Annotated in this window: 35 protein-coding genes; all 35 read left to right on the top strand. The window is 67.7% G+C overall.

The window, feature by feature from the left end; genetic code table 11:
* The first annotated feature begins 39 nt into the window (after positions 1 to 39).
* The 35 genes from rpsJ to AB0878_RS02580 all read left to right on the top strand — a co-directional run bounded on the left by rpsJ (position 40) and on the right by AB0878_RS02580 (position 19,588).
* Positions 40 to 345 carry a 30S ribosomal protein S10 gene (gene rpsJ / locus AB0878_RS02750; RefSeq protein WP_003102098.1) on the top strand — a complete coding sequence of 102 codons (306 nt, stop codon included), beginning with the start codon at positions 40 to 42 and terminating at the stop codon, positions 343 to 345.
* A gap of 31 nt (positions 346 to 376) precedes the next feature.
* Positions 377 to 1,033 (top strand): 50S ribosomal protein L3, encoded by a 657-nt coding sequence (rplC, locus tag AB0878_RS02745; protein WP_360597553.1) that lies wholly within the window; start codon positions 377 to 379, stop codon positions 1,031 to 1,033.
* On the top strand, positions 1,030 to 1,719 hold the full coding sequence (gene rplD, locus AB0878_RS02740; RefSeq protein WP_366575799.1) for a 50S ribosomal protein L4: 690 nt from the start codon (positions 1,030 to 1,032) through the stop codon (positions 1,717 to 1,719). The genes rplC and rplD overlap by 4 nt, the downstream gene beginning before the upstream one ends.
* Complete coding sequence (gene rplW, locus AB0878_RS02735; protein ID WP_220246080.1) at positions 1,716 to 2,027, top strand: 50S ribosomal protein L23; 312 nt, start codon at positions 1,716 to 1,718, stop codon at positions 2,025 to 2,027. Before rplD ends, rplW begins: the two co-directional genes overlap by 4 nt.
* Before the next feature lie 15 nt (positions 2,028 to 2,042).
* Positions 2,043 to 2,879, top strand: coding sequence for a 50S ribosomal protein L2 (gene rplB / locus AB0878_RS02730; protein WP_366575797.1), 837 nt, complete (start codon positions 2,043 to 2,045; stop codon positions 2,877 to 2,879).
* A gap of 18 nt (positions 2,880 to 2,897) precedes the next feature.
* Positions 2,898 to 3,179, top strand: a complete 282-nt coding sequence (gene rpsS / locus AB0878_RS02725; RefSeq protein WP_153035997.1) for a 30S ribosomal protein S19 — start codon at positions 2,898 to 2,900, stop codon at positions 3,177 to 3,179.
* Positions 3,180 to 3,210: 31 nt separating this feature from the next.
* A complete protein-coding gene (gene rplV, locus AB0878_RS02720; protein WP_220246082.1) occupies positions 3,211 to 3,630 on the top strand; it encodes a 50S ribosomal protein L22 in 420 nt (139 codons plus the stop codon).
* On the top strand, positions 3,630 to 4,484 hold the full coding sequence (gene rpsC, locus AB0878_RS02715) for a 30S ribosomal protein S3 (protein WP_366575794.1): 855 nt from the start codon (positions 3,630 to 3,632) through the stop codon (positions 4,482 to 4,484). Before rplV ends, rpsC begins: the two co-directional genes overlap by 1 nt.
* Positions 4,485 to 4,487: 3 nt before the next feature.
* On the top strand, positions 4,488 to 4,907 hold the full coding sequence (rplP, locus tag AB0878_RS02710; protein ID WP_091618501.1) for a 50S ribosomal protein L16: 420 nt from the start codon (positions 4,488 to 4,490) through the stop codon (positions 4,905 to 4,907).
* The gene (rpmC, locus tag AB0878_RS02705; RefSeq protein WP_220246084.1) at positions 4,907 to 5,152 is read left to right on the top strand and encodes a 50S ribosomal protein L29; all 246 of its coding nucleotides are present in this window, start codon (positions 4,907 to 4,909) and stop codon (positions 5,150 to 5,152) included. The genes rplP and rpmC overlap by 1 nt, the downstream gene beginning before the upstream one ends.
* A complete protein-coding gene (gene rpsQ, locus AB0878_RS02700) occupies positions 5,149 to 5,433 on the top strand; it encodes a 30S ribosomal protein S17 (protein ID WP_360597546.1) in 285 nt (94 codons plus the stop codon). The genes rpmC and rpsQ overlap by 4 nt, the downstream gene beginning before the upstream one ends.
* A gap of 84 nt (positions 5,434 to 5,517) precedes the next feature.
* Positions 5,518 to 5,886 carry a 50S ribosomal protein L14 gene (rplN, locus tag AB0878_RS02695; protein WP_004558867.1) on the top strand — a complete coding sequence of 123 codons (369 nt, stop codon included), beginning with the start codon at positions 5,518 to 5,520 and terminating at the stop codon, positions 5,884 to 5,886.
* Entirely contained in the window at positions 5,886 to 6,200 is a 315-nt protein-coding gene (gene rplX, locus AB0878_RS02690; protein ID WP_204091700.1) for a 50S ribosomal protein L24, read from the top strand. The genes rplN and rplX overlap by 1 nt, the downstream gene beginning before the upstream one ends.
* A gap of 1 nt (position 6,201) precedes the next feature.
* A complete protein-coding gene (gene rplE / locus AB0878_RS02685) occupies positions 6,202 to 6,765 on the top strand; it encodes a 50S ribosomal protein L5 (protein WP_360597545.1) in 564 nt (187 codons plus the stop codon).
* Between the two features lie 4 nt (positions 6,766 to 6,769).
* The gene (locus AB0878_RS02680) at positions 6,770 to 6,955 is read left to right on the top strand and encodes a type Z 30S ribosomal protein S14 (protein ID WP_326568105.1); all 186 of its coding nucleotides are present in this window, start codon (positions 6,770 to 6,772) and stop codon (positions 6,953 to 6,955) included.
* Between the two features lie 83 nt (positions 6,956 to 7,038).
* Entirely contained in the window at positions 7,039 to 7,437 is a 399-nt protein-coding gene (gene rpsH / locus AB0878_RS02675; RefSeq protein WP_220246088.1) for a 30S ribosomal protein S8, read from the top strand.
* Positions 7,438 to 7,453: 16 nt separating this feature from the next.
* Positions 7,454 to 7,993, top strand: coding sequence for a 50S ribosomal protein L6 (rplF, locus tag AB0878_RS02670; protein WP_366575792.1), 540 nt, complete (start codon positions 7,454 to 7,456; stop codon positions 7,991 to 7,993).
* Positions 7,990 to 8,397: a 50S ribosomal protein L18 gene (gene rplR, locus AB0878_RS02665; protein WP_364045225.1), complete on the top strand. Its 408-nt coding sequence runs from the start codon at positions 7,990 to 7,992 to the stop codon at positions 8,395 to 8,397. Before rplF ends, rplR begins: the two co-directional genes overlap by 4 nt.
* Before the next feature lie 31 nt (positions 8,398 to 8,428).
* The gene (gene rpsE / locus AB0878_RS02660) at positions 8,429 to 9,073 is read left to right on the top strand and encodes a 30S ribosomal protein S5 (RefSeq protein ID WP_004558874.1); all 645 of its coding nucleotides are present in this window, start codon (positions 8,429 to 8,431) and stop codon (positions 9,071 to 9,073) included.
* 1 nt (position 9,074) lies between these two features.
* Positions 9,075 to 9,260 (top strand): 50S ribosomal protein L30, encoded by a 186-nt coding sequence (rpmD, locus tag AB0878_RS02655; protein ID WP_020643215.1) that lies wholly within the window; start codon positions 9,075 to 9,077, stop codon positions 9,258 to 9,260.
* The gene (gene rplO / locus AB0878_RS02650) at positions 9,257 to 9,703 is read left to right on the top strand and encodes a 50S ribosomal protein L15 (RefSeq protein ID WP_360597541.1); all 447 of its coding nucleotides are present in this window, start codon (positions 9,257 to 9,259) and stop codon (positions 9,701 to 9,703) included. The genes rpmD and rplO overlap by 4 nt, the downstream gene beginning before the upstream one ends.
* 527 nt (positions 9,704 to 10,230) lie before the next feature.
* The gene (secY, locus tag AB0878_RS02645) at positions 10,231 to 11,538 is read left to right on the top strand and encodes a preprotein translocase subunit SecY (RefSeq protein WP_360597836.1); all 1,308 of its coding nucleotides are present in this window, start codon (positions 10,231 to 10,233) and stop codon (positions 11,536 to 11,538) included.
* Positions 11,535 to 12,089 carry an adenylate kinase gene (locus AB0878_RS02640; RefSeq protein ID WP_220246093.1) on the top strand — a complete coding sequence of 185 codons (555 nt, stop codon included), beginning with the start codon at positions 11,535 to 11,537 and terminating at the stop codon, positions 12,087 to 12,089. Before secY ends, AB0878_RS02640 begins: the two co-directional genes overlap by 4 nt.
* 44 nt (positions 12,090 to 12,133) lie before the next feature.
* Complete coding sequence (gene map / locus AB0878_RS02635; RefSeq protein WP_366575789.1) at positions 12,134 to 12,910, top strand: type I methionyl aminopeptidase; 777 nt, start codon at positions 12,134 to 12,136, stop codon at positions 12,908 to 12,910.
* 318 nt (positions 12,911 to 13,228) lie between these two features.
* Positions 13,229 to 13,450 (top strand): translation initiation factor IF-1, encoded by a 222-nt coding sequence (gene infA, locus AB0878_RS02630; protein WP_004558881.1) that lies wholly within the window; start codon positions 13,229 to 13,231, stop codon positions 13,448 to 13,450.
* A 37-nt stretch (positions 13,451 to 13,487) separates the two neighbouring features.
* The gene (gene rpmJ, locus AB0878_RS02625) at positions 13,488 to 13,601 is read left to right on the top strand and encodes a 50S ribosomal protein L36 (protein WP_004558882.1); all 114 of its coding nucleotides are present in this window, start codon (positions 13,488 to 13,490) and stop codon (positions 13,599 to 13,601) included.
* Between the two features lie 204 nt (positions 13,602 to 13,805).
* On the top strand, positions 13,806 to 14,186 hold the full coding sequence (gene rpsM, locus AB0878_RS02620) for a 30S ribosomal protein S13 (RefSeq protein WP_204091690.1): 381 nt from the start codon (positions 13,806 to 13,808) through the stop codon (positions 14,184 to 14,186).
* The gene (locus AB0878_RS02615; protein WP_285970654.1) at positions 14,183 to 14,368 is read left to right on the top strand and encodes a hypothetical protein; all 186 of its coding nucleotides are present in this window, start codon (positions 14,183 to 14,185) and stop codon (positions 14,366 to 14,368) included. The genes rpsM and AB0878_RS02615 overlap by 4 nt, the downstream gene beginning before the upstream one ends.
* An 18-nt stretch (positions 14,369 to 14,386) precedes the next feature.
* Positions 14,387 to 14,794 carry a 30S ribosomal protein S11 gene (rpsK, locus tag AB0878_RS02610; protein WP_004558885.1) on the top strand — a complete coding sequence of 136 codons (408 nt, stop codon included), beginning with the start codon at positions 14,387 to 14,389 and terminating at the stop codon, positions 14,792 to 14,794.
* A gap of 23 nt (positions 14,795 to 14,817) precedes the next feature.
* Entirely contained in the window at positions 14,818 to 15,423 is a 606-nt protein-coding gene (rpsD, locus tag AB0878_RS02605) for a 30S ribosomal protein S4 (protein WP_326568113.1), read from the top strand.
* A gap of 107 nt (positions 15,424 to 15,530) precedes the next feature.
* Positions 15,531 to 16,604 carry a DNA-directed RNA polymerase subunit alpha gene (locus AB0878_RS02600; RefSeq protein WP_285970652.1) on the top strand — a complete coding sequence of 358 codons (1,074 nt, stop codon included), beginning with the start codon at positions 15,531 to 15,533 and terminating at the stop codon, positions 16,602 to 16,604.
* A 43-nt stretch (positions 16,605 to 16,647) separates the two neighbouring features.
* The gene (gene rplQ, locus AB0878_RS02595) at positions 16,648 to 17,223 is read left to right on the top strand and encodes a 50S ribosomal protein L17 (RefSeq protein WP_366575784.1); all 576 of its coding nucleotides are present in this window, start codon (positions 16,648 to 16,650) and stop codon (positions 17,221 to 17,223) included.
* A 73-nt stretch (positions 17,224 to 17,296) separates the two neighbouring features.
* On the top strand, positions 17,297 to 18,133 hold the full coding sequence (truA, locus tag AB0878_RS02590; protein WP_366575973.1) for a tRNA pseudouridine(38-40) synthase TruA: 837 nt from the start codon (positions 17,297 to 17,299) through the stop codon (positions 18,131 to 18,133).
* 11 nt (positions 18,134 to 18,144) lie between these two features.
* On the top strand, positions 18,145 to 18,774 hold the full coding sequence (locus AB0878_RS02585; RefSeq protein WP_366575782.1) for a class I SAM-dependent methyltransferase: 630 nt from the start codon (positions 18,145 to 18,147) through the stop codon (positions 18,772 to 18,774).
* A gap of 139 nt (positions 18,775 to 18,913) precedes the next feature.
* A complete protein-coding gene (locus AB0878_RS02580; RefSeq protein ID WP_366575780.1) occupies positions 18,914 to 19,588 on the top strand; it encodes an alpha/beta fold hydrolase in 675 nt (224 codons plus the stop codon).
* The last annotated feature ends 29 nt before the right edge of the window (positions 19,589 to 19,617 follow it).

Below are 19,617 nucleotides of genomic sequence, written 5' to 3'. Positions count from 1 at the left end.
GACAAGCGGCACGAGACGACGAAGGAACGAGCAGCCACCATGGCGGGACAGAAGATCCGCATCCGGCTCAAGGCCTACGACCACGAGGCGATCGACACCTCGGCGCGCAAGATCGTGGAGACGGTCACGCGCACCGGCGCCCGTGTTGTCGGGCCGGTGCCGCTGCCCACCGAGAAGAACGTTTACTGCGTCATCCGCTCGCCGCACAAGTACAAGGACTCGCGCGAGCACTTCGAGATGCGCACGCACAAGCGTCTGATCGACATCCTCGACCCGACGCCGAAGACGGTCGACGCGCTCATGCGCATCGACCTGCCGGCGAGCGTCGACGTCAACATCCAGTAGCGGCTGGCGAGCGGCGGAGAGTAAGAGACTCATGTCTGACAGGCAGATGAAGGGCATCCTGGGCACCAAGCTCGGCATGACCCAGGTCTTCGACGAGCAGAACCGGGTTGTCCCGGTCACCGTCGTGAAGGCCGGTCCGAACGTGGTCACCCAGGTTCGGACCCAGGACAAGGACGGCTACGCGGCCGTGCAGCTGGCGTTCGGCGCGGTCGACCCGCGCAAGGTGAACAAGCCGCGCACCGGCCACTTCGACAAGGCGGGCGTGACCCCGCGGCGCTTCCTCGCGGAGCTGCGTACCACGGACGCCGAGACGTACGAGGTCGGTCAGGAGATCACCGCTGAGGTGTTCGCCGCCGGCGTCGAGGTCGACGTGACCGGTACCAGCAAGGGCAAGGGCTACGCCGGTGTCATGAAGCGCCACGGCTTCAAGGGCCAGGGCGCGAGCCACGGTGCTCAGGCCGTGCACCGCAAGCCGGGTTCCATCGGTGGCTGCGCCACCCCCGGCCGCGTCTTCAAGGGCCTGCGCATGGCGGGTCGTATGGGCTCGGACCGGGTCACCACGCAGGGCCTCACCGTGCACGCCGTGCGTGCCGAGGACGGCCTGCTGCTGATCAAGGGCGCCGTGCCCGGTCCCAAGGGCGGCCTGCTGTTCGTGCGCAGCGCCGCGAAGGGTGGTAACTCCGAATGACAAGCGTCGAGCTGAAGACCCCGGCCGGTAAAGCCGACGGCACCGTGGACCTCCCCGAGGAGATCTTCGACGTGCAGGCCAATGTCGCGCTGATGCACCAGGTGGTGGTGGCCCAGCTGGCCGCCGCGCGCCAGGGCACGCACGACACGAAGACCCGTGGTGAGGTCTCCGGTGGCGGCAAGAAGCCGTACCGGCAGAAGGGCACCGGTCGTGCCCGCCAGGGTTCGACCCGCGCGCCGCAGTTCGCCGGCGGTGGCGTCGTCCACGGCCCCACGCCGCGTGACTACACCCAGCGCACCCCCAAGAAGATGAAGGCCGCCGCTCTGCGTGGCGCCCTCTCGGACCGGGCCCGCGCCGGGCAGCTGCACGTCGTGACCGAGCTGGTCGCCGGTGAGAAGCCGTCGACCAAGGCCGCCAAGACCGCGATCGCCGCCGTGACGCAGGCGAAGCGCGTTCTCGTGGTGCTGCACCGGGACGACGAGCTGTCCTGGGTTTCTCTGCGGAACCTGCCCGAGGTGCACATCCTCTGGGCGGACCAGCTCAACACCTACGACGTGCTGGTCAACGACGACGTCGTGTTCACCAAGGCCGCGTACGACGCGTTCGTCGCAGGCCCCGTCCGTGGCAAGGCCGTCAAGGCCTCCGCGCGGTCGGGCGAGGTTACGGAAGGGAGTGACGAGAAGTGAGCTCGGTCGCCATTCCGGACCACCGCGACATCCTGCTCGCGCCGGTCATCTCCGAGAAGTCCTACGGGCTGCTCGAGGACCACAAGTACACGTTCATCGTCCGCCCGGACGCCAACAAGACCCAGATCAAGATCGCGGTCGAGAAGGTGTTCGGTGTCAAGGTGGTCAGCGTCAACACGGCCAACCGTCAGGGCAAGCGGAAGCGGACTCGCGCGGGCTTCGGCAAGCGCAAGGACACCAAGCGCGCCATCGTGACTCTTTCGCCCGAGAGCAAGGCGATCGAGATCTTCGGCGGACCCACCGCGTAAAGGACTGAGCTGACAATGGGCATCCGCAAGTACAAGCCGACGACCCCGGGTCGTCGCGGTTCGAGCGTCTCGGACTTCGCCGAGATCACCCGCTCCACGCCGGAGAAGTCGCTGCTGCGTCCGCTGAGCGGTTCGGGCGGTCGCAACTCGTCGGGCAAGATCACCACCCGGCACAAGGGTGGCGGCCACAAGCGCGCCTACCGCGTCATCGACTTCCGTCGCAATGACAAGGACGGCGTGCCGGCCAAGGTCGCGCACATCGAGTACGACCCCAACCGCACCGCGCGCATCGCGCTCCTGCACTACGCCGACGGCGAGAAGCGCTACATCATCGCGCCGGACAAGCTGAAGCAGGGCGACACCGTCGAGAACGGCCCTCGCGCCGACATCAAGCCGGGCAACAACCTGCCGCTGCGCAACATCCCGGTCGGCACCGTGGTCCACGCGATCGAGCTCCGCCCCGGTGGCGGCGCGAAGATGGCGCGTTCCGCCGGCGCCCGCGTGCAGCTGGTCGCCAAGGACGGGCCGTACGCCCAGCTGCGGCTTCCCTCGGGCGAGATCCGCAACGTCGACGTGCGCAACCGCGCGACCGTCGGCGAGGTGGGCAACTCCGAGCACGCCAACATCAACTGGGGCAAGGCGGGTCGTAACCGCTGGCGCGGCAAGCGCCCCACCGTCCGTGGTGTCGTGATGAACCCGGTCGACCACCCGCACGGTGGTGGTGAGGGCAAGACCTCCGGTGGTCGCCACCCGGTCAACCCGAACGGTAAGCCCGAGGGTCGTACGCGCCGCCGCAAGGCGAGCGACGCTCTCATCGTCCGCCGCCGTCGCACCGGCAAGAACAAGCGCTGAGCAGGGAGGTAGAACAACATGCCACGTAGCCTCAAGAAGGGCCCGTTCGTGGACGACCACCTGCTCAAGAAGGTGGACGCGCTGAACGAGGCCAACAAGAAGACCGTGATCAAGACCTGGTCGCGTCGCTCGACGATCATCCCGGATTTCCTGGGCCACACGATCGCCGTGCACGACGGCCGCAAGCACGTCCCGGTGTTCGTCACCGAGGCCATGGTGGGTCACAAGCTGGGCGAGTTCGCCCCGACTCGGACCTTCAAGGGCCACATCAAGGACGACCGCAAGTCGCGCCGCCGCTGAGCGGGCACGAAACAAGACAAGGGAAGTAGCGATGAACGCCCAGAACGACGCGACGGTCGAGGCTCTGCCTACGGCTTACGCGCGGGCTCGCTTCGTCCGGGACTCGCCGACCAAGGTGCGCCGGGTGATCGAGCTCATCAAGGGACGTAGCGCCGCCGACGCCTTGGCCGTGCTCCGGTTCGCCCCGCAGGCGGCCAGCGAGCCGGTCGCGAAGGTGCTCGCCAGCGCCGTGGCCAACGCCGAGAACAACCTTCAGCTGGACCCGGAGACGCTCTGGGTCAAGAACGCGTACGCCGACGAGGGCCCGACCCTCAAGCGCATCCGCCCGCGGGCCCAGGGCCGCGCGTACCGGATCCGCAAGCGGACGAGCCACATCACCGTCGAGGTGGAGTCGCGTCCGAAGGCCGACGTGAAGAAGGCTCAGAGCAAGAAGAAGGCAGGTGGCCGGTAGTGGGCCAGAAGATCAACCCGCACGGCTTCCGCCTGGGTATCACCACGGACTGGAAGTCGCGCTGGTACGCCGACAAGCAGTACTCGGAGTACGTGGCCGAGGACGTGAAGATCCGCAAGCTGCTGTCCACGGGCATGGAGCGCGCCGGCATCTCCAAGGTCGAGATCGAGCGCACCCGTGACCGCGTCCGCGTCGACATCCACACCGCCCGGCCGGGCATCGTCATCGGCCGTCGCGGCGCGGAGGCCGACCGGATCCGTGGCGCGCTGGAGAAGCTGACCGCCAAGCAGGTCCAGCTGAACATCCTCGAGGTCAAGAACCCCGAGGCCGACGCGCAGCTCGTCGCGCAGGGTGTCGCGGAGCAGCTGAGCAACCGCGTGGCGTTCCGCCGCGCGATGCGCAAGGCGATCCAGACCTCCATGCGCTCGCCGCAGGTCAAGGGCATTCGCGTGCAGTGCGGCGGTCGTCTCGGCGGTGCCGAGATGTCCCGCTCCGAGCACTACCGCGACGGCCGGGTCCCGCTGCACACGCTGCGAGCCGACATCGACTACGGCTTCTTCGAGGCCAAGACGACGTTCGGTCGCATCGGCGTGAAGGTGTGGATCTACAAGGGTGAGCTGGTCGGTGGCCTCAAGGCCCGCGAGGCGCGCGACGCCGCCGCGGCTGCCGAGCGGGCCCCGCGCCGCGACCGTGGCGACCGTCCCTCCCGTCCGCGCCGCTCCGGCGCCTCGGGCACGACGGCCACCTCGACCGAAGCCGGCCGCGCCGCCGCCGCCGCGAAGACCGAAGACACGGCACCCGTGGCGACCGAAGCGGCCCCGGCTGCCGAGACCGCAGAAAAGACGGAGGGCTGAGACGTGCTCATCCCGCGCAGGGTCAAGCACCGGAAGCAGCACTCCCCGAAGCGCCACGGCGCCGCCAAGGGCGGTACGAAGGTCAGCTTCGGCGAGTTCGGCATCCAGGCGCTTGAGCACAGCTACGTGACGAACCGGCAGATCGAGTCCGCTCGTATCGCCATGACCCGTCACATCAAGCGTGGCGGCAAGGTGTGGACGACGATCTACCCGGACCGCCCGCTGACCAAGAAGCCGGCCGAAACCCGCATGGGTTCCGGTAAGGGTTCGCCCGAGTGGTGGATCGCCAACGTGAAGCCGGGTCGCGTGATGTTCGAGATCAGCTTCCCGAACGAGGAGACGGCCCGTGAGGCCCTCCGTCGCGCGATCCACAAGCTGCCCATGAAGTGCCGCATCGTGACCCGTGAAGGTGGTGAGTTCTGATGGCCAACGGCGCCGCCCAGGCATCGGAGCTTCGTGAGCTCACCGCGGAAGAGCTCGTGCTGCGTCTGAAGGAATACAAGGAGGAGCTCTTCAACCTCCGCTTCCAGATGGCGACCGGGCAGCTGGACAACAACCGTCGGCTGCGCACCGTCCGCACGGACATCGCGCGGATCTACACGGTCATGCGCGAGCGGGAGCTCGGGCTTTCCGTGGCCCCCGACAGCGAGAGTGAAGGTGCCGCATGAGCGAGCCCACCACCGAGACCGAGAAGGTCGTGCGCAACTACCGCAAGGTGCGCGAGGGCTACGTCGTCTCGGACAAGATGGACAAGACGATCGTGGTCGAGCTCGAAGACCGCAAGAAGCACCCGCGCTACTCGAAGGTTCTGCGCAGCACCACCAAGGTCAAGGTGCACGACGAGAACAACGAGGCGGGCGTGGGCGACCGGGTCACCCTGATGGAGACCCGGCCGCTGTCGGCGACGAAGCGCTGGCGCCTCGTGCAGGTCGTGGAGAAGGCCAAGTAAGCAGGGCTCTTCGGAGTCCTTGGTTCCGCAAGGCTCGCGTTGTGAGACAACACGCGAGAACCGGCGCGACATACAGGAGTTGACGTGATCCAGCAGGAGTCGCGGCTACGGGTTGCCGACAACACCGGTGCGAAGGAGATCCTTTGCATCCGGGTGCTCGGTGGTTCGGGGCGGCGCTACGCGGGTATCGGCGACATCATCGTCGCCACCGTGAAGGACGCCATCCCGGCTGCCGGGGTGAAGAAGGGCGACGTCGTCAAGGCCGTCATCGTCCGCACGGTGAAGGAACGCCGTCGTCCGGACGGTTCCTACATCCGCTTCGACGAGAACGCCGCTGTGCTCATCAAGAACGACAACGAGCCCCGTGGCACCCGCATCTTCGGCCCGGTGGGCCGCGAGCTGCGCGACCGAAAGTTCATGAAGATCATTTCGCTCGCGCCGGAGGTGCTGTGATGAAGGTGAAGAAGGGCGACACGGTCGTCGTCATCGCCGGCAAGGACAAGGGCGCCAAGGGCAAGGTCATCCAGGCCTACCCGGAGCGGGACCGCGTGCTGGTCGAAGGCGTGAACCGGATCAAGAAGCACACCCGGATCACCCAGACCCAGCGTGGTGCGCAGTCCGGTGGCATCGTGACCCAGGAAGCGCCCATCCACGTGTCGAACGTGATGGTCGTGGACTCGGACGGCAAGCCGACCCGCGTGGGCTACCGCATCGGCGAGGACGGCAAGAAGGTCCGGGTCTCGCGCCGGAACGGCAAGGACATCTGACATGACCACCGCAGAGAAGATCGTGCCGCGTCTGAAGACCCGGTACCGCGACGAGATCAAGGGCGAGCTCCAGAAGGAGTTCTCCATCCCCAACGTGCACCAGATTCCCGGCGTCGTGAAGGTCGTCGTGAACATGGGTGTGGGTGACGCGGCCCGCGACAGCAAGCTCATCGAGGGTGCTGTCCGCGACCTGTCGCTGATCACCGGCCAGAAGCCGGAAGTCCGGAAGGCCCGCAAGTCCATCGCGCAGTTCAAGCTGCGCGAGGGCCAGCCGATCGGTGCGCGCGTGACGCTGCGCGGCGACCGGATGTGGGAGTTCCTGGACCGGCTGCTCACCATCGCGCTGCCCCGTATCCGCGACTTCCGCGGCCTGTCGGGCAAGCAGTTCGACGGCAACGGCAACTACACGTTCGGTCTCAACGAGCAGTCGATGTTCCACGAGATCAACCCCGACGACATCGACCGTCCGCGCGGTATGGACGTCACCGTCGTCACGACCGCCACCACCGACGACGAGGGCCGGGCGCTGCTGCGCAAGCTCGGTTTCCCGTTCAAGGAGAACTGAGCCGATGGCCAAGAAAGCGCTGGTCCACAAGGCCGCCAAGAAGCCGAAGTTCGCCGTGCGGGGTTACACCCGCTGCAACCGTTGTGGTCGGCCGCACTCGGTGTACCGCAAGTTCGGGCTCTGCCGGATCTGCCTCCGGGAGATGGCGCACGCGGGCGAGCTGCCCGGCGTCCACAAGTCCAGCTGGTAAGAGGCTCGAAACTATTTCCCAGTTCGCCACAGGCCCCGCCCTCACACGGCGGGGAACCAGGCGAGAAAGGTTGACAGGTCACCATGACGATGACCGACCCCATCGCAGACTTCTTGACGCGTCTGCGTAACGCGAACTCGGCGTACCACGACGAGGTCGTGCTTCCCCACTCGAAGATCAAGGCGAACATCGCCGAGATCCTCAAGCGCGAGGGCTACATCGCGGGCTACCGCGACGAGCCGGGCGAGAAGCACAAGAACCTGATCGTGGAGCTGAAGTACGGCCCCAACCGTGAGCGCAGCATCGCCGGCCTCCGGCGCGTGTCGAAGCCGGGTCTGCGGGTGTACGCAAAATCGACCGAACTGCCGTCCGTGCTGGGTGGCCTCGGCGTCGCGATCATCTCGACGTCCGGCGGCCTGCAGACCGACCGTCAGGCCAAGCGCAACAACGTGGGCGGCGAAGTCCTCGCCTACGTCTGGTAAGGAAGGGGGCACAGACATGTCACGCATCGGAAAGCTGCCGGTCGCCGTCCCCTCCGGGGTCGAGGTGACCATCAACGGTCAGCACATTCAGGTCAAGGGTCCCAAGGGCACCCTCGAGCACACCGTCGCCGAGCCCATCACCGTCGAGCGCGGTGAAGACGGCGCGCTGCAGGTGAAGCGCCCGGACGACGAGCGCACCTCCAAGGCGCTGCACGGTCTCACCCGCACGCTGGTGAACAACCTCGTCGTCGGTGTCACCACCGGCTACGAGAAGAAGATGGAAATCCACGGCGTCGGTTACCGCGTGCAGGCCAAGGGCTCGGACCTCGAGTTCGCCCTCGGCTACAGCCACCCGGTGAAGATCGAGGCGCCGGAGGGCATCACCTTCAAGGTGGAGACCCCCACCCGGTTCTCGGTGTCCGGCATCGACAAGCAGAAGGTCGGCCAGATCGCCGCGGTCATCCGCAAGCTGCGCCGTCCCGACCCGTACAAGGGCAAGGGCCTGCGCTACGAGGGTGAGAAGATCCGCCGCAAGGTCGGAAAGACGGGTAAGTGATCATGAGCGACACGACTACGACGAAGCGCAAGCCGGTCGGCAAGGACATCTCGACCCGCCGCCGCGTCGCGAAGGCCCGTCGGCACTTCCGCCTGCGCAAGAAGGTCAGCGGCACGCCGGTTCGTCCGCGGCTGGTCGTCAAGCGTTCCTCGCGGCACATCGCCGTGCAGGTGATCGACGACCTCGCCGGCCACACCCTGGCGTCGGCGTCCACCCTCGAGGCGGACGTCCGCGCGGCCGACGGCGACAAGAAGGCCAAGGCCGCGAAGGTCGGCGAACTCGTCGCCTCGCGCGCCAAGGCGGCCGGGATCTCGGCTGTGGTGTTCGACCGTGGCGGCAACGCCTACCACGGCCGCATCGCCGCGCTGGCCGACGCCGCCCGTGAGGCGGGGTTGGAATTCTGATGCAGATGCTCGTCAATGGAAGGAAAGCCTGATGCCGGGACGTACGCGGCAATTCGGCGGCGGCCAGGGCGGACCGGGCGGTCAGGGCGGCAACGACCGCGGTGACCGTCGCGACCGCCGGGACCGGCGCGACAGCGGCCGTGGCGGGGCGGCCCAGGACAAGACCCCGCACCTCGAGAAGGTCGTGACGATCAACCGCGTCGCGAAGGTCGTCAAGGGTGGTCGTCGCTTCAGCTTCACCGCCCTCGTCGTCGTCGGCGACGGTGACGGCCAGGTCGGCGTCGGCTACGGCAAGGCCAAGGAAGTTCCCGCGGCCATCGCCAAGGGCGTCGAGGAAGCGAAGAAGAACTTCTTCCGCGTGCCTCGCGTCGGTGGCACCATTCCCCACCCGATCCAGGGTGAGGAAGCCGCCGGTGTCGTGCTGCTGCGTCCGGCTTCGGCCGGTACCGGTGTCATCGCCGGTGGCCCGGTGCGCGCGGTACTGGAGTGCGCGGGTGTCCACGACGTGCTGTCGAAGTCGCTCGGCTCCGACAACGCGATCAACATCGTGCACGCGACCGTCGCGGCCCTGAAGGGTCTGCAGCGTCCCGAAGAGGTCGCGGCCCGCCGTGGTCTCCCGCTCGAGGACGTCGCTCCGGCCCGGATGCTGCGCCAGCGCGCGGGCCAGGGGGTCTGACATGACTCAGCTCAAGGTCACCCAGGTCAAGAGCAAGATCGGCACGAAGCACGCTCACCGCGAGTCGCTGCGCACCCTCGGGCTGCGCAAGATCCGCCAGAGCGTCGTGCGTGAAGACACCCCCCAGGTGCGCGGCCTGATCCACACCGTCCGCCACCTGGTGGAGGTCGAGGAGGTCCAGGCATGACGGCCATCAAGATCCACCACCTGCGTCCGGCTCCGGGCGCCAAGCGCGACAAGATCCGCGTGGGCCGTGGTGAAGGTTCCAAGGGCAAGACGGCCGGCCGCGGTACGAAGGGCACCAAGGCCCGCAAGAACGTGCCCGCCGGCTTCGAGGGTGGGCAGATGCCCATCCACATGCGGCTGCCGAAGCTGCGTGGCTTCAAGAACCGCTTCCGCACCGAGTACCAGCCGGTGAACGTGGGCGACATCGCCCGCGTGTTCCCGGACGGCGGCAAGATCGGCGTCGAGGAGCTCGTCGCGGGCGGTCTCGTCCGCAAGGGCAGCCTCGTGAAGGTCCTCGGCAACGGAGACGTCAACGGCGTGAAGCTGGACGTCACCGCGGACGGTTTCTCCGGCTCTGCCAAGGAGAAGCTCGAAGCTGCCGGTGGTTCCGCCACCGCCAACTGAGGCACCTGAAGCACTGATACCCGACTCGGGCCCATCCAGCGCACCGCTGGGTGGGCCCGAGTCGTTGTGTGGGCTCTTCCACAGGCGCGTTCGCGGCCGTCGCGGCGAGCGGGCCCGGCGGGTCCGCTCAGGGCCACTGAGGACGTTCGCGGCCGGCCGTGCGGCAGTCGTGGCCCGCGGCCCGATCCGTTGTGCGCCAACGAAGCAACCCGGCCCGGCCGCGCGCGTCCACCGCGTAGCGGCCACCGGCACACGACTGAAGACCGGGGCCGAACAGGTGATCATTTCGCCTGCGAACGGTCCAACCTGCGGCATCGCCCCAGGCGTCTCGAAGCCGGCTGAGACGGAAAACGCACACGCGCTGCGGACACGCCCTGTGAAGCTGTTAGAGTCGGCCACACGCTTCGGGACCAGTGTGCCCTGAGGCGTTCCTGGCTTGCCTGCCAGTGAGCTGTGTTCCCGCCGGTCTCGTGCCGGCCAAGCCGATCGTCGGTAGGACAGCCGACGACGCCGAGGAGGTCCCCCGCGTGCTCAGCGCCTTCCGCTCGGCTCTCGCGACGCCGGATCTACGCAAGAAGATCCTGTTCACGCTAGCCATCGTCGCGGTCTACCGGATCGGTGCCGCCATCCCGGCCCCGGGGATCTCGTTCTCCGCCGTGCAGGCCTGTAGCTCTCAGGCCGACCAGCAGGGCGTCTACCAGCTGCTGAACCTGTTCAGCGGTGGTGCGCTGCTCCAGCTGTCGCTGTTCTCGACCGGCATCATGCCGTACATCACGGCGAGCATCATCATCCAGCTGCTGACCGTGGTGATCCCGCGGTTCGAGGAGCTGAAGAAGGAAGGCCAGGCCGGCCAGAACAAGCTCACGCAGTACACCCGGTACCTCACGATCGCCCTGGCGATCCTGCAGGCCACCGGCGTTGTCGCGCTGGCCGACCGCGGCACCCTGTTCCAGGGCTGCCAGCAGCAGATCATCCCGGACAACAGCGTCTACTCGCTGGCGCTGATCGTCTGCACCATGACCGCGGGCACCGCCGTCATGATGTGGCTGGGCGAGCTCATCACCGAGCGCGGCGTCGGCAACGGCATGTCGGTCCTGATCTTCCTGAACATCGCGGCCCGCATCCCCACCGAGGGCGCCAACATCATGAGCAACGGCGGCGCGGTCGCCCTGGTCATGATCTGCGTGTTCGGCTTGGTGATCATCGCGAGCGTCATCTTCGTGGAGCAGGGGCAGCGCCGGATCCCGGTGCAGTACGCCAAGCGCATGATCGGCCGCCGGATGTACGGCGGCACGTCGACGTACCTGCCGATCAAGGTGAACCAGGCCGGTGTCATCCCGGTCATCTTCGCGTCGTCGCTGCTGTACCTGCCGCAGCTGCTCAGCCAGCTCATCGGCGACCCGAACAGCAACTCCGGCTGGCAGGCCTTCATCCAGAACTACCTGGTCAACCAGAGCAGCTGGGTGCACATCCTGCTGTACTTCGCGTTGATCATCTTCTTCACGTACTTCTACATCACGATCACGTTCAACGTCGACGAGCGTGCGGACGAGATGAAGAAGTTCGGTGGCTTCATCCCGGGTATTCGCCCGGGCCGTCCCACCGCCGAATACCTGAGCTACGTCCTCGGCCGGATCACCCTGCCGGGCTCGCTGTACCTGGGCATCATCGCGATCCTCCCGAACTTCTTCCTGTCCCTCACCGGCAGCGGGAACAACCAGAACTTCCCGTTCGGTGGCACGGCTGTGCTGATCATGGTGGGTGTCGGCCTCGACACCGTGAAGCAGATCGAAAGCCAGCTGATGCAGCGCAACTACGAAGGGTTCTTGAAGTGACGCGAGTGGTTCTCGTCGGCCCGCCCGGCGCGGGTAAAGGTACGCAGGCGGTGGCCCTGTCGGAGCAGCTGCGGGTTCCGCACATCTCGACCGGTGACCTGTTCCGCGCCCACGTCGGCCAGGAGACGCCGCTCGGCCAGGAGGCCAAGCGCTACCTCGACTCGGGTGAGCTCGTCCCCGACTCGGTGACCAACGAGATGGTCCGCGAACGGCTCGCCGAGCCCGACGCGAAGGCCGGCTTCCTGCTCGACGGTTTCCCCCGCAACACGAAGCAGGCCGAGGTCCTCGGCGAGATGCTGAAGGAATCCGACTGCGCGCTCGAGTCGGTGATCCAGCTGCAGGTGCCCGAGGACGTGGTCGTGTCCCGGCTGATGGCCCGTGGCCGCGCCGACGACACCGAAGAGGTCATCCGCCGCCGCCAGCAGATCTACTGGTCCGAGACGGCCCCGCTGCTGGAGTACTACGCCGACATCCTGGTGGCTGTCGACGGCGTGGGCGACGTGCAGGAGATCTCAGACCGCGTGCTGAAAGCGCTGCGCGACCGCACGTGAATCTCGGAGGGTTGCGTGTTCTGCAAGTGCTCCGCCGTGGGCGCATGATCGAGGTCAAGACGCCGGGCGAGCTGCAGGCGATGCGGGCGGCAGGGCTGGTCGTCGCGAAGACGCTGGCCGCCGTGCGCGAGCGTGCGCAGGTGGGGGTCAGCACCGCCGAGCTCGACGAGCTGGCCGAGCAGACGATCCGCGACGCGGGGGCCGTGCCGTCCTTCAAGGGCTACCATGGTTTCCCCGCGTCGATCTGCGCGTCGGTGAACGAGCAGATCGTCCACGGCATCCCGTCGAGCCGGCAGGTGCTGGCCGACGGTGACCTGATCTCGGTCGACTGCGGCGCCATCCTCGACGGCTGGCACGGCGACTCTGCCGTGACGCTCGCGATCGGCGCCGTCAGCGAGAAGGACCTCGCGCTGTCCGCCGCCACGGAGAAGTCCATGTGGGCCGGCATCGAGGCCGTGCACGCGGGCGGCCGGCTCACCGACATCTCGTTCGCCGTGCAGACCGCGGCCGAGAAGGCGGGCCGCGACAACGGCGTCGAGTACGGGATGATCCTCGAGTACGGCGGCCACGGTATCGGCCGCCAGATGCACATGGACCCGTTCCTGCCGAACGTCGGCAAGCCCGGCAAGGGCCCGCGGCTCAAGGTCGGCATGGCGCTCGCGATCGAGCCCATGCTCACCGGGGGCGGCGGCGAGACCGTGGAGCTCGAGGACGGCTGGACCGTGGTCACGGCCGACGGCTCCCGCGCCTCGCACTGGGAGCACACCGTCGCCATCACCGACGACGGTCCCTGGGTGCTCACCGCGCCCGAAGAGGATTGATACGGCGCTCACCCAGCCGGCAAAGTTCACCTGACCAGGCGATTCTCGCAGGTCGGCTCGTTTTCAGGCATACTGGAACCCTGGCGCCCTACCGTCGGCTTGTAGCACAGTTACCCCCCGTTTGGGGGTCGCGACACGAGTTGCGTACACTGTCAAGTCGGCGTACTCATCGCGCCGGTTCCTGCGCGCTCGTGAACTCTCGCGAACACTCGGAGTCGGGGTGGAGTGTGCCGGAGCAGCACCCCAGTAAGCAAGGGACTCGAGCTCAAACCGATCACGCTGTGTGCATCAAGCGTGCATTCAGGGATTGCGGAGGACATGGCTAAGAAAGACGGGGCCATCGAGGTCGAAGGCCGCGTGGTCGAGCCGCTCCCCAACGCGATGTTCCGCGTCGAGTTGGAGAACGGCCACAAAGTTCTTGCCCACATCAGCGGCAAGATGCGGCAGCACTACATCCGCATCCTGCCCGAGGACAGGGTCGTCGTGGAGCTTTCGCCCTACGACTTGTCTCGTGGTCGCATCGTCTACCGCTACAAGTGATCACGAAGAGCTGAGAAGAAGCAGGAGAGTCGGAGACGTGAAGGTCCAGCCGAGCGTCAAGAAGATCTGCGACAAGTGCAAGGTGATCCGCCGCCACGGCCGGATCATGGTGATCTGCGAGAACCTGCGTCACAAGCAGCGTCAGGGCTGAGCACCGCACTCCAGCAGAGCGGATTGACGGCTACACACCCTCCCCGCACCTGCCGGGCCGCGTGAGCGGTCCGGTTCACCCCTGGACTTCAGGCCGGGGCCGGGACACCCGCAGCGCAAGCCGCGGGCACGACAGGCGAGTCGGTTCCGGAACCGGACGGGGAGAAGACCTGAAGATGAAATCGAAGAAGGAGCTACAGCGCCCATGGCACGACTCGCTGGCGTAGACCTCCCCCGCGAAAAGCGGTTGGAGATCGCGCTGACCTACATCTACGGCATCGGCCGTACCCGCTCGAAGCAGATGATCGCTGCTGCCGAGCTCAACGCGGACACCCGCGTGAAGGACCTCAGCGATGAGGACCTCATCAAGCTTCGTGACTACATCGACGAGAACTTCAAGGTCGAGGGTGACCTGCGTCGCGAGGTGAACGCCGACATCCGTCGCAAGATCGAGATCGGCACCTACCAGGGCCTGCGCTGGCGTCGTGGTCTGCCCGTCCGCGGTCAGCGGACCAAGACCAACGCCCGCACCCGCAAGGGTCCGAAGAAGACGGTCGCCGGCAAGAAGAAGGCTGGCAAGAAGTGAGCGTCAAGGGCAAGAAGGTCGTGCAGATGGGCGGCGGGAACCGTCGCGGCACGGCTTGTGTCTCGCCCAAGGCGCTCTACGCCCGCCCGATGGCGCTGCGGAACCTGTACACCGACGCCGGATCGATCATCCGACGCGGTCAGGCCGAAGCGGTTGCCGCTCACCAAGAGAACGCGCGCTAACAGGAGAACCCTCAGAACATGCCACCGAAGTCTCGTACTGCGGCGGGGGCCAAGAAGGTCCGCCGCAAGGAAAAGAAGAACGTCGCGCACGGTCACGCGCACATCAAGAGCACGTTCAACAACACCATCGTCTCGATCACGGACCCCACGGGCGCTGTGATCGCGTGGGCGTCGAGTGGTCACGTGGGCTTCAAGGGCTCGCGCAAGTCCACCCCGTTCGCCGCGCAGATGGCCGCCGAGAATGCGGCCCGCAAGGCTGCCGAGCACGGCATGAAGAAGGTCGACGTCTTCGTGAAGGGCCCGGGTTCGGGCCGCGAGACGGCGATCCGCTCGCTGCAGGCCGCCGGTCTCGAGGTCGGCACCATCCAGGACGTGACCCCGCAGCCCCACAACGGCTGCCGCCCGCCCAAGCGGCGCCGGGTCTGAGGAACGGGGAGGAGTAAGAAGAAATGGCTCGTTACACCGGCCCCGCGACGCGTATTTCGCGTCGCCTCAAGGTTGACCTCATCGGCGGCGACCAGGCTTTCGAGCGTCGCCCCTACCCGCCGGGCCAGCACGGCCGCGGGCGCATCAAGGAGTCCGAGTACCTCCTGCAGTCGCAGGAGAAGCAGAAGGCTCGCTACACCTACGGCGTTCTCGAGCGCCAGTTCGTCCGGTACTACAAGGAAGCCGTTCGGCGTCCGGGCAAGACCGGTGAGAACCTGCTGCAGATCCTCGAGTCCCGGCTGGACAACGTGATCTACCGCGCCGGCATCGCCCGCACGCGCCGCCAGGCGCGCCAGCTGGTGAGCCACGGCCACTTCCTGGTCAACGGCGTCAAGGTCAACGTCCCGTCCTTCCAGGTCTCCAAGTGGGACATCATCGACGTGCGGCCGAAGTCGTTCTCGATGCTGCCCTTCGTGGTGGCGAAGGAGTCCTTCGGCGAGCGCCCCATCCCGGCGTGGCTGCAGGTCGTCCAGTCCAACCTCCGCGTGCTGGTCCACCAGCTGCCGGAGCGTGCGCAGATCGACGTTCCGGTTCAGGAACAGCTGATCGTCGAGCTCTACTCGAAGTAACCCAGCTTCCGGGCTGAGTTACGGGCGGCGGCGCAACAGGTGCGCCGCCGCCGCGCCATCCCTTCGACGTCATATGGCGGGCGTCGTCTGGAAAGGAACCAGAAGAAATGCTGATTTCCCAGCGGCCGGCTCTCGGCGAAGAGACGGTCAACGAGACCCGCTCCCGGTTCACCATCGAACCGCTGGAGCCCGGCTTCGGCTACACGCTCGGCAACTCGCTGCGGCGCACGCTGCTGTCGTCCATTCCGGGCGCGGCCGTGACGAGCATCCGCATCGACGGCGTGCTGCACGAGTTCACCACCGTTCCCGGGGTGAAGGAAGACGTCACCGACATCATCCTGAACCTCAAGGAGCTCGTGGTGTCCTCGGAAGAGGACGAGCCGGTCACCATGTACCTGCGCAAGCAGGGCCCCGGTGAGGTCACGGCAGCCGACATCGTGCCCCCGGCCGGCGTCACCGTGCACAACCCGGACCTCCACATCGCGGCCCTGAACGGCAAGGGCAAGCTTGAGATCGAGCTCGTCGTCGAGCGCGGCCGCGGTTACGTTCCGGCCCTGCAGAACAAGCAGGCCGGCGCCGAGATCGGCCGTATCCCGGTCGACTCGATCTACTCGCCGGTGCTGAAGGTGACGTACAAGGTCGAGGCCACTCGTGTCGAGCAGCGCACCGACTTCGACAAGCTGATCCTGGACGTCGAGACCAAGCCGTCGATCACGCCGCGCGACGCGGTCGCGTCGGCGGGCAAGACGCTGGTGGAGCTGTTCGGTCTCGCTCGCGAGCTGAACGTCGACGCCGAGGGCATCGAGATCGGCCCGTCGCCGCAGGAAGCGGACACCATCGCTGCCTACGCGATGCCGATCGAGGACCTGGACCTCACCGTCCGGTCGTACAACTGCCTCAAGCGCGAAGGCATCCACACGGTGGGCGAGCTCGTCTCGCGCAGCGAGGCGGACCTGCTCGACATCCGCAACTTCGGTGCGAAGTCGATCGACGAGGTCAAGCTGAAGCTGGTCGGTCTCGGCCTGGCGCTCAAGGACAGCCCGCCCGGGTTCGACCCGACCGCGGCTGCCTCGAGCTACGACGGTGAGGGCTGGTCGGGCAGCGTGGCCGGCATCGGCGGCGGGATTTCGGACGAGGGCCACGACGATGGCCAGGACTACGCAGAGACGGAGCAGCTGTAAGGCCGCGTAGGCCTGGAGCTGTGCAGCTGAACTAGGAGAACCAATGCCCACCCCTACCAAGGGAGCCCGGCTCGGCGGGTCGTCCGCGCACGAGCGGCTGATCCTGGCCAACCTGGCCACGCAGCTGTTCGAGCACGGCAAGATCACCACGACCGAGGCGAAGGCCCGCCGGGTGCGCCCGCTGGCCGAGAAGCTGATCACCAAGGCGAAGCGGGGCGACCTGCACAACCGTCGCCAGGTGCAGAAGGTCGTGCGTGACAAGGACGTCGTGCACAAGCTCTTCGCCGAGATCGGTCCGCACTTCGCGGAGCGCGCCGGCGGTTACACCCGCATCACCAAGACGATGCCGCGCAAGGGCGACAACGCCGCCATGGCCGTCATCGAACTGGTCGCGGAGAAGACCGTGACGTCGGAAGCCGAGCGGGCTCGCAAGACGAAGTTCGCGAAGGACGAGAAGCCGGCCGAGACCGCCGTGGTCGAGGAGACCACTGCTGACGAAGCCGTCGCCGAGGCTCCGGCCGAGGAGACCACCGAGGCCGCGGCTTCGGAGGAGGCTGCTTCGGAAGAGGCCGCCGCCGACGAGGCTGCCGCTGACGACGCGGACGCCAAGAAGGACTGAAGTCCTGACAGCACAGTCGACACCGGACGAGCCCGCCACTCCCTCCGGGGAGGGCGGGCTCGTTCGTCTGCGCCTGGACGTTTCCTACGACGGCACGGACTTCTCGGGCTGGGCCCGTCAGCCCGGCCGACGCACCGTGCAGGCCGAGCTGGAAGCGGCCCTGCAGCGCCAGCCTCCGGGCGCGTCCGTGCCCAAGTCGGTGGTCGTGGCGGGCCGCACGGACGCCGGCGTGCACGCGACGGGTCAGGTCGTGCACGTCGACGTCGTCCCGCTGGAGCCGAATGCTCCCGGCCGCGTGCCGGTTGACGCGCACGGCATCCCGGACCTGGCGCGCATGACGGGCCGCTGGAACAAGCTGATGCCCGCCGACGTGCGGGTGCTCGGCGCCCGCGTCGCCCCGGCGGGCTTCGACGCCCGCTTCTCGGCCATCCGCCGCCACTACCGCTACCGCGTCTCGGATGCGCCGTGGGGCGTCGACCCGTTGCGCCGCAACGACACCCTCGCCTGGGGCCGTCCACTGTCGACGGACGCCATGAACGAGGCCGCCGCGGACCTGCTGGGTCTGCAGGACTTCGCCGCGTACTGCAAGCAGCGCGAGGGCGGGACCACGATCCGCGAGCTGCAGCAGCTGGAGTGGACCCGGCTCGACGAGCACCTGCTGGAAGTCCGCGTCTCAGCCGACGCCTTCTGCCACTCCATGGTCCGCAGCCTCGTCGGCGTGCTGCTGATGGTCGGCGACGGCCGCCGCCCCCGCTCCTGGCCCGCCGAGGTGCTCTCCAGCGGCACGCGGGACAGCGCCGTCGCCCCGGCCCACGGCCTCACGCTCACCGCCGTGGACTACCCGCCGGACGCGGAACTCGCCGCGCGTGCCGAGCAGACGCGCAACGTCCGCTCCGCCGAGGACCTGTAGCTTCTCTCCCCATGGGGGAGCACCAGGATCAGACCAGGGCGGCCTACGACGGCGTCGTCGAGCTGTACGCGTCGCTCTTCGCCGATCGGACGCTGGAGACGATGCCGTTCACGCGAACCATGGTCCGCACCTTCGCCGAACTGGTTGCCGCGACGGAGAATTCGCAGGTGGCCGACATCGGCTGCGGCCCCGGACACATCACCGCGTTTCTCGCCGACCAGGGGCTGGCCGCCCGCGGCCTCGACCTTTCGCCGGGCATGGTCGAACACGCCCGCAAGTCCTTCCCGGCGCTGCGTTTCGACGAGGCCCGCACGGAAGCCCTGCCGCTCGACGACGGCTCCCTCGGCGGCGTGGTCGCCCACTACTCCCTGATCCACACCTCGCCGGCCGAAGTGCCCGCGCTCCTGGCCGAGCTCACCCGCGTCCTGGCGCCCGGCGGTCTGGCGCTCGTCTCGTTCTTCGCGACCGACGCTCCGGAGCCGGTCCGCTTCGACCACAAAGTGGCGCCCGCCTACAGCTGGCCGGTGGACCACTTCGCCGAGCTGCTCACCAGCGCCGGCCTCACGGAGTCCGCCCGCCTCGTCCACGACCCGCAATCCGAGCGCGGCTTCCTCGACGCGCACCTGCTGGCGCACCGCTAGCGCACTCGCGGCCTGCCGGAGCCGGATACCGAGCTTGGCGGCGAACGGGCATCAAGAGGCGGCTTATCGGTGGTGAGCCACGCCGTGGGGGTGATGACCTGGTGGGGTTCCCCATCGCGAGCCCAGAAGGAGATCTGCCATGGCGAGGTTCGTCCTCGTGCCCGGTGCGTGGCACGGTTCCTGGACGTTCGAGTCGGTCGTCCCGCTGCTGGAACGGGCCGGGCACACCGTCCACGCCCTGACCCTGACGGGATTGCGGCCCGACGATGACGCCGCGACGGTTGCGAGCGCCAACCTCGACACTCACGCCGAGGACGTCGTGAGCCTCCTGGACCGCGCCCGGATCACCGACGCGACGCTGGTCGGCCACAGCTACGGCGGGATGGTGATCTCCGCCGCTGCCGACCGCGCGGGCGGGCGTGTCTCCCGGCTGGTTCATCTCGACGCCTACGTTCCGCGCGACGGCGAGTCGTGCTGGTCGTTGACCACCGAGGGCTACCGGCAGTCGTTCGTGGCCGGTGCGGCTGACACGGGCCACGCCGTCCGTCCGCCGTTCCGCGCCCCGTACGGCGGCGATCCCCGTCGCCGTCCCCACCCCCTCGCCTCCCTCGTGCAGACGATCCGGCTCACCGGCGCCGTTGACCGGGTGCCCCGGCACGATTTCGTCTACTGCTCCGGCTGGGAAGACCGCACCCCCTTCGCCGGACTCCGCGCCCGGCTCGAAGCCGATCCGGGCTGGCACGTCCACGACCTCCCCACCGCCCACAACGCGATGCGGGAAGCCCCGAGTGCCGTCGCCGAACTCCTGATCTGAACACAGCGAAGGCCTCCTCGAACCCGTCG

This window comes from Amycolatopsis sp. NPDC047767, assembly GCF_040704195.1.
In the GTDB taxonomy this organism is placed as follows: domain Bacteria; phylum Actinomycetota; class Actinomycetes; order Mycobacteriales; family Pseudonocardiaceae; genus Amycolatopsis.
This window is presented reverse-complemented; position numbering and strand designations above follow the sequence as displayed.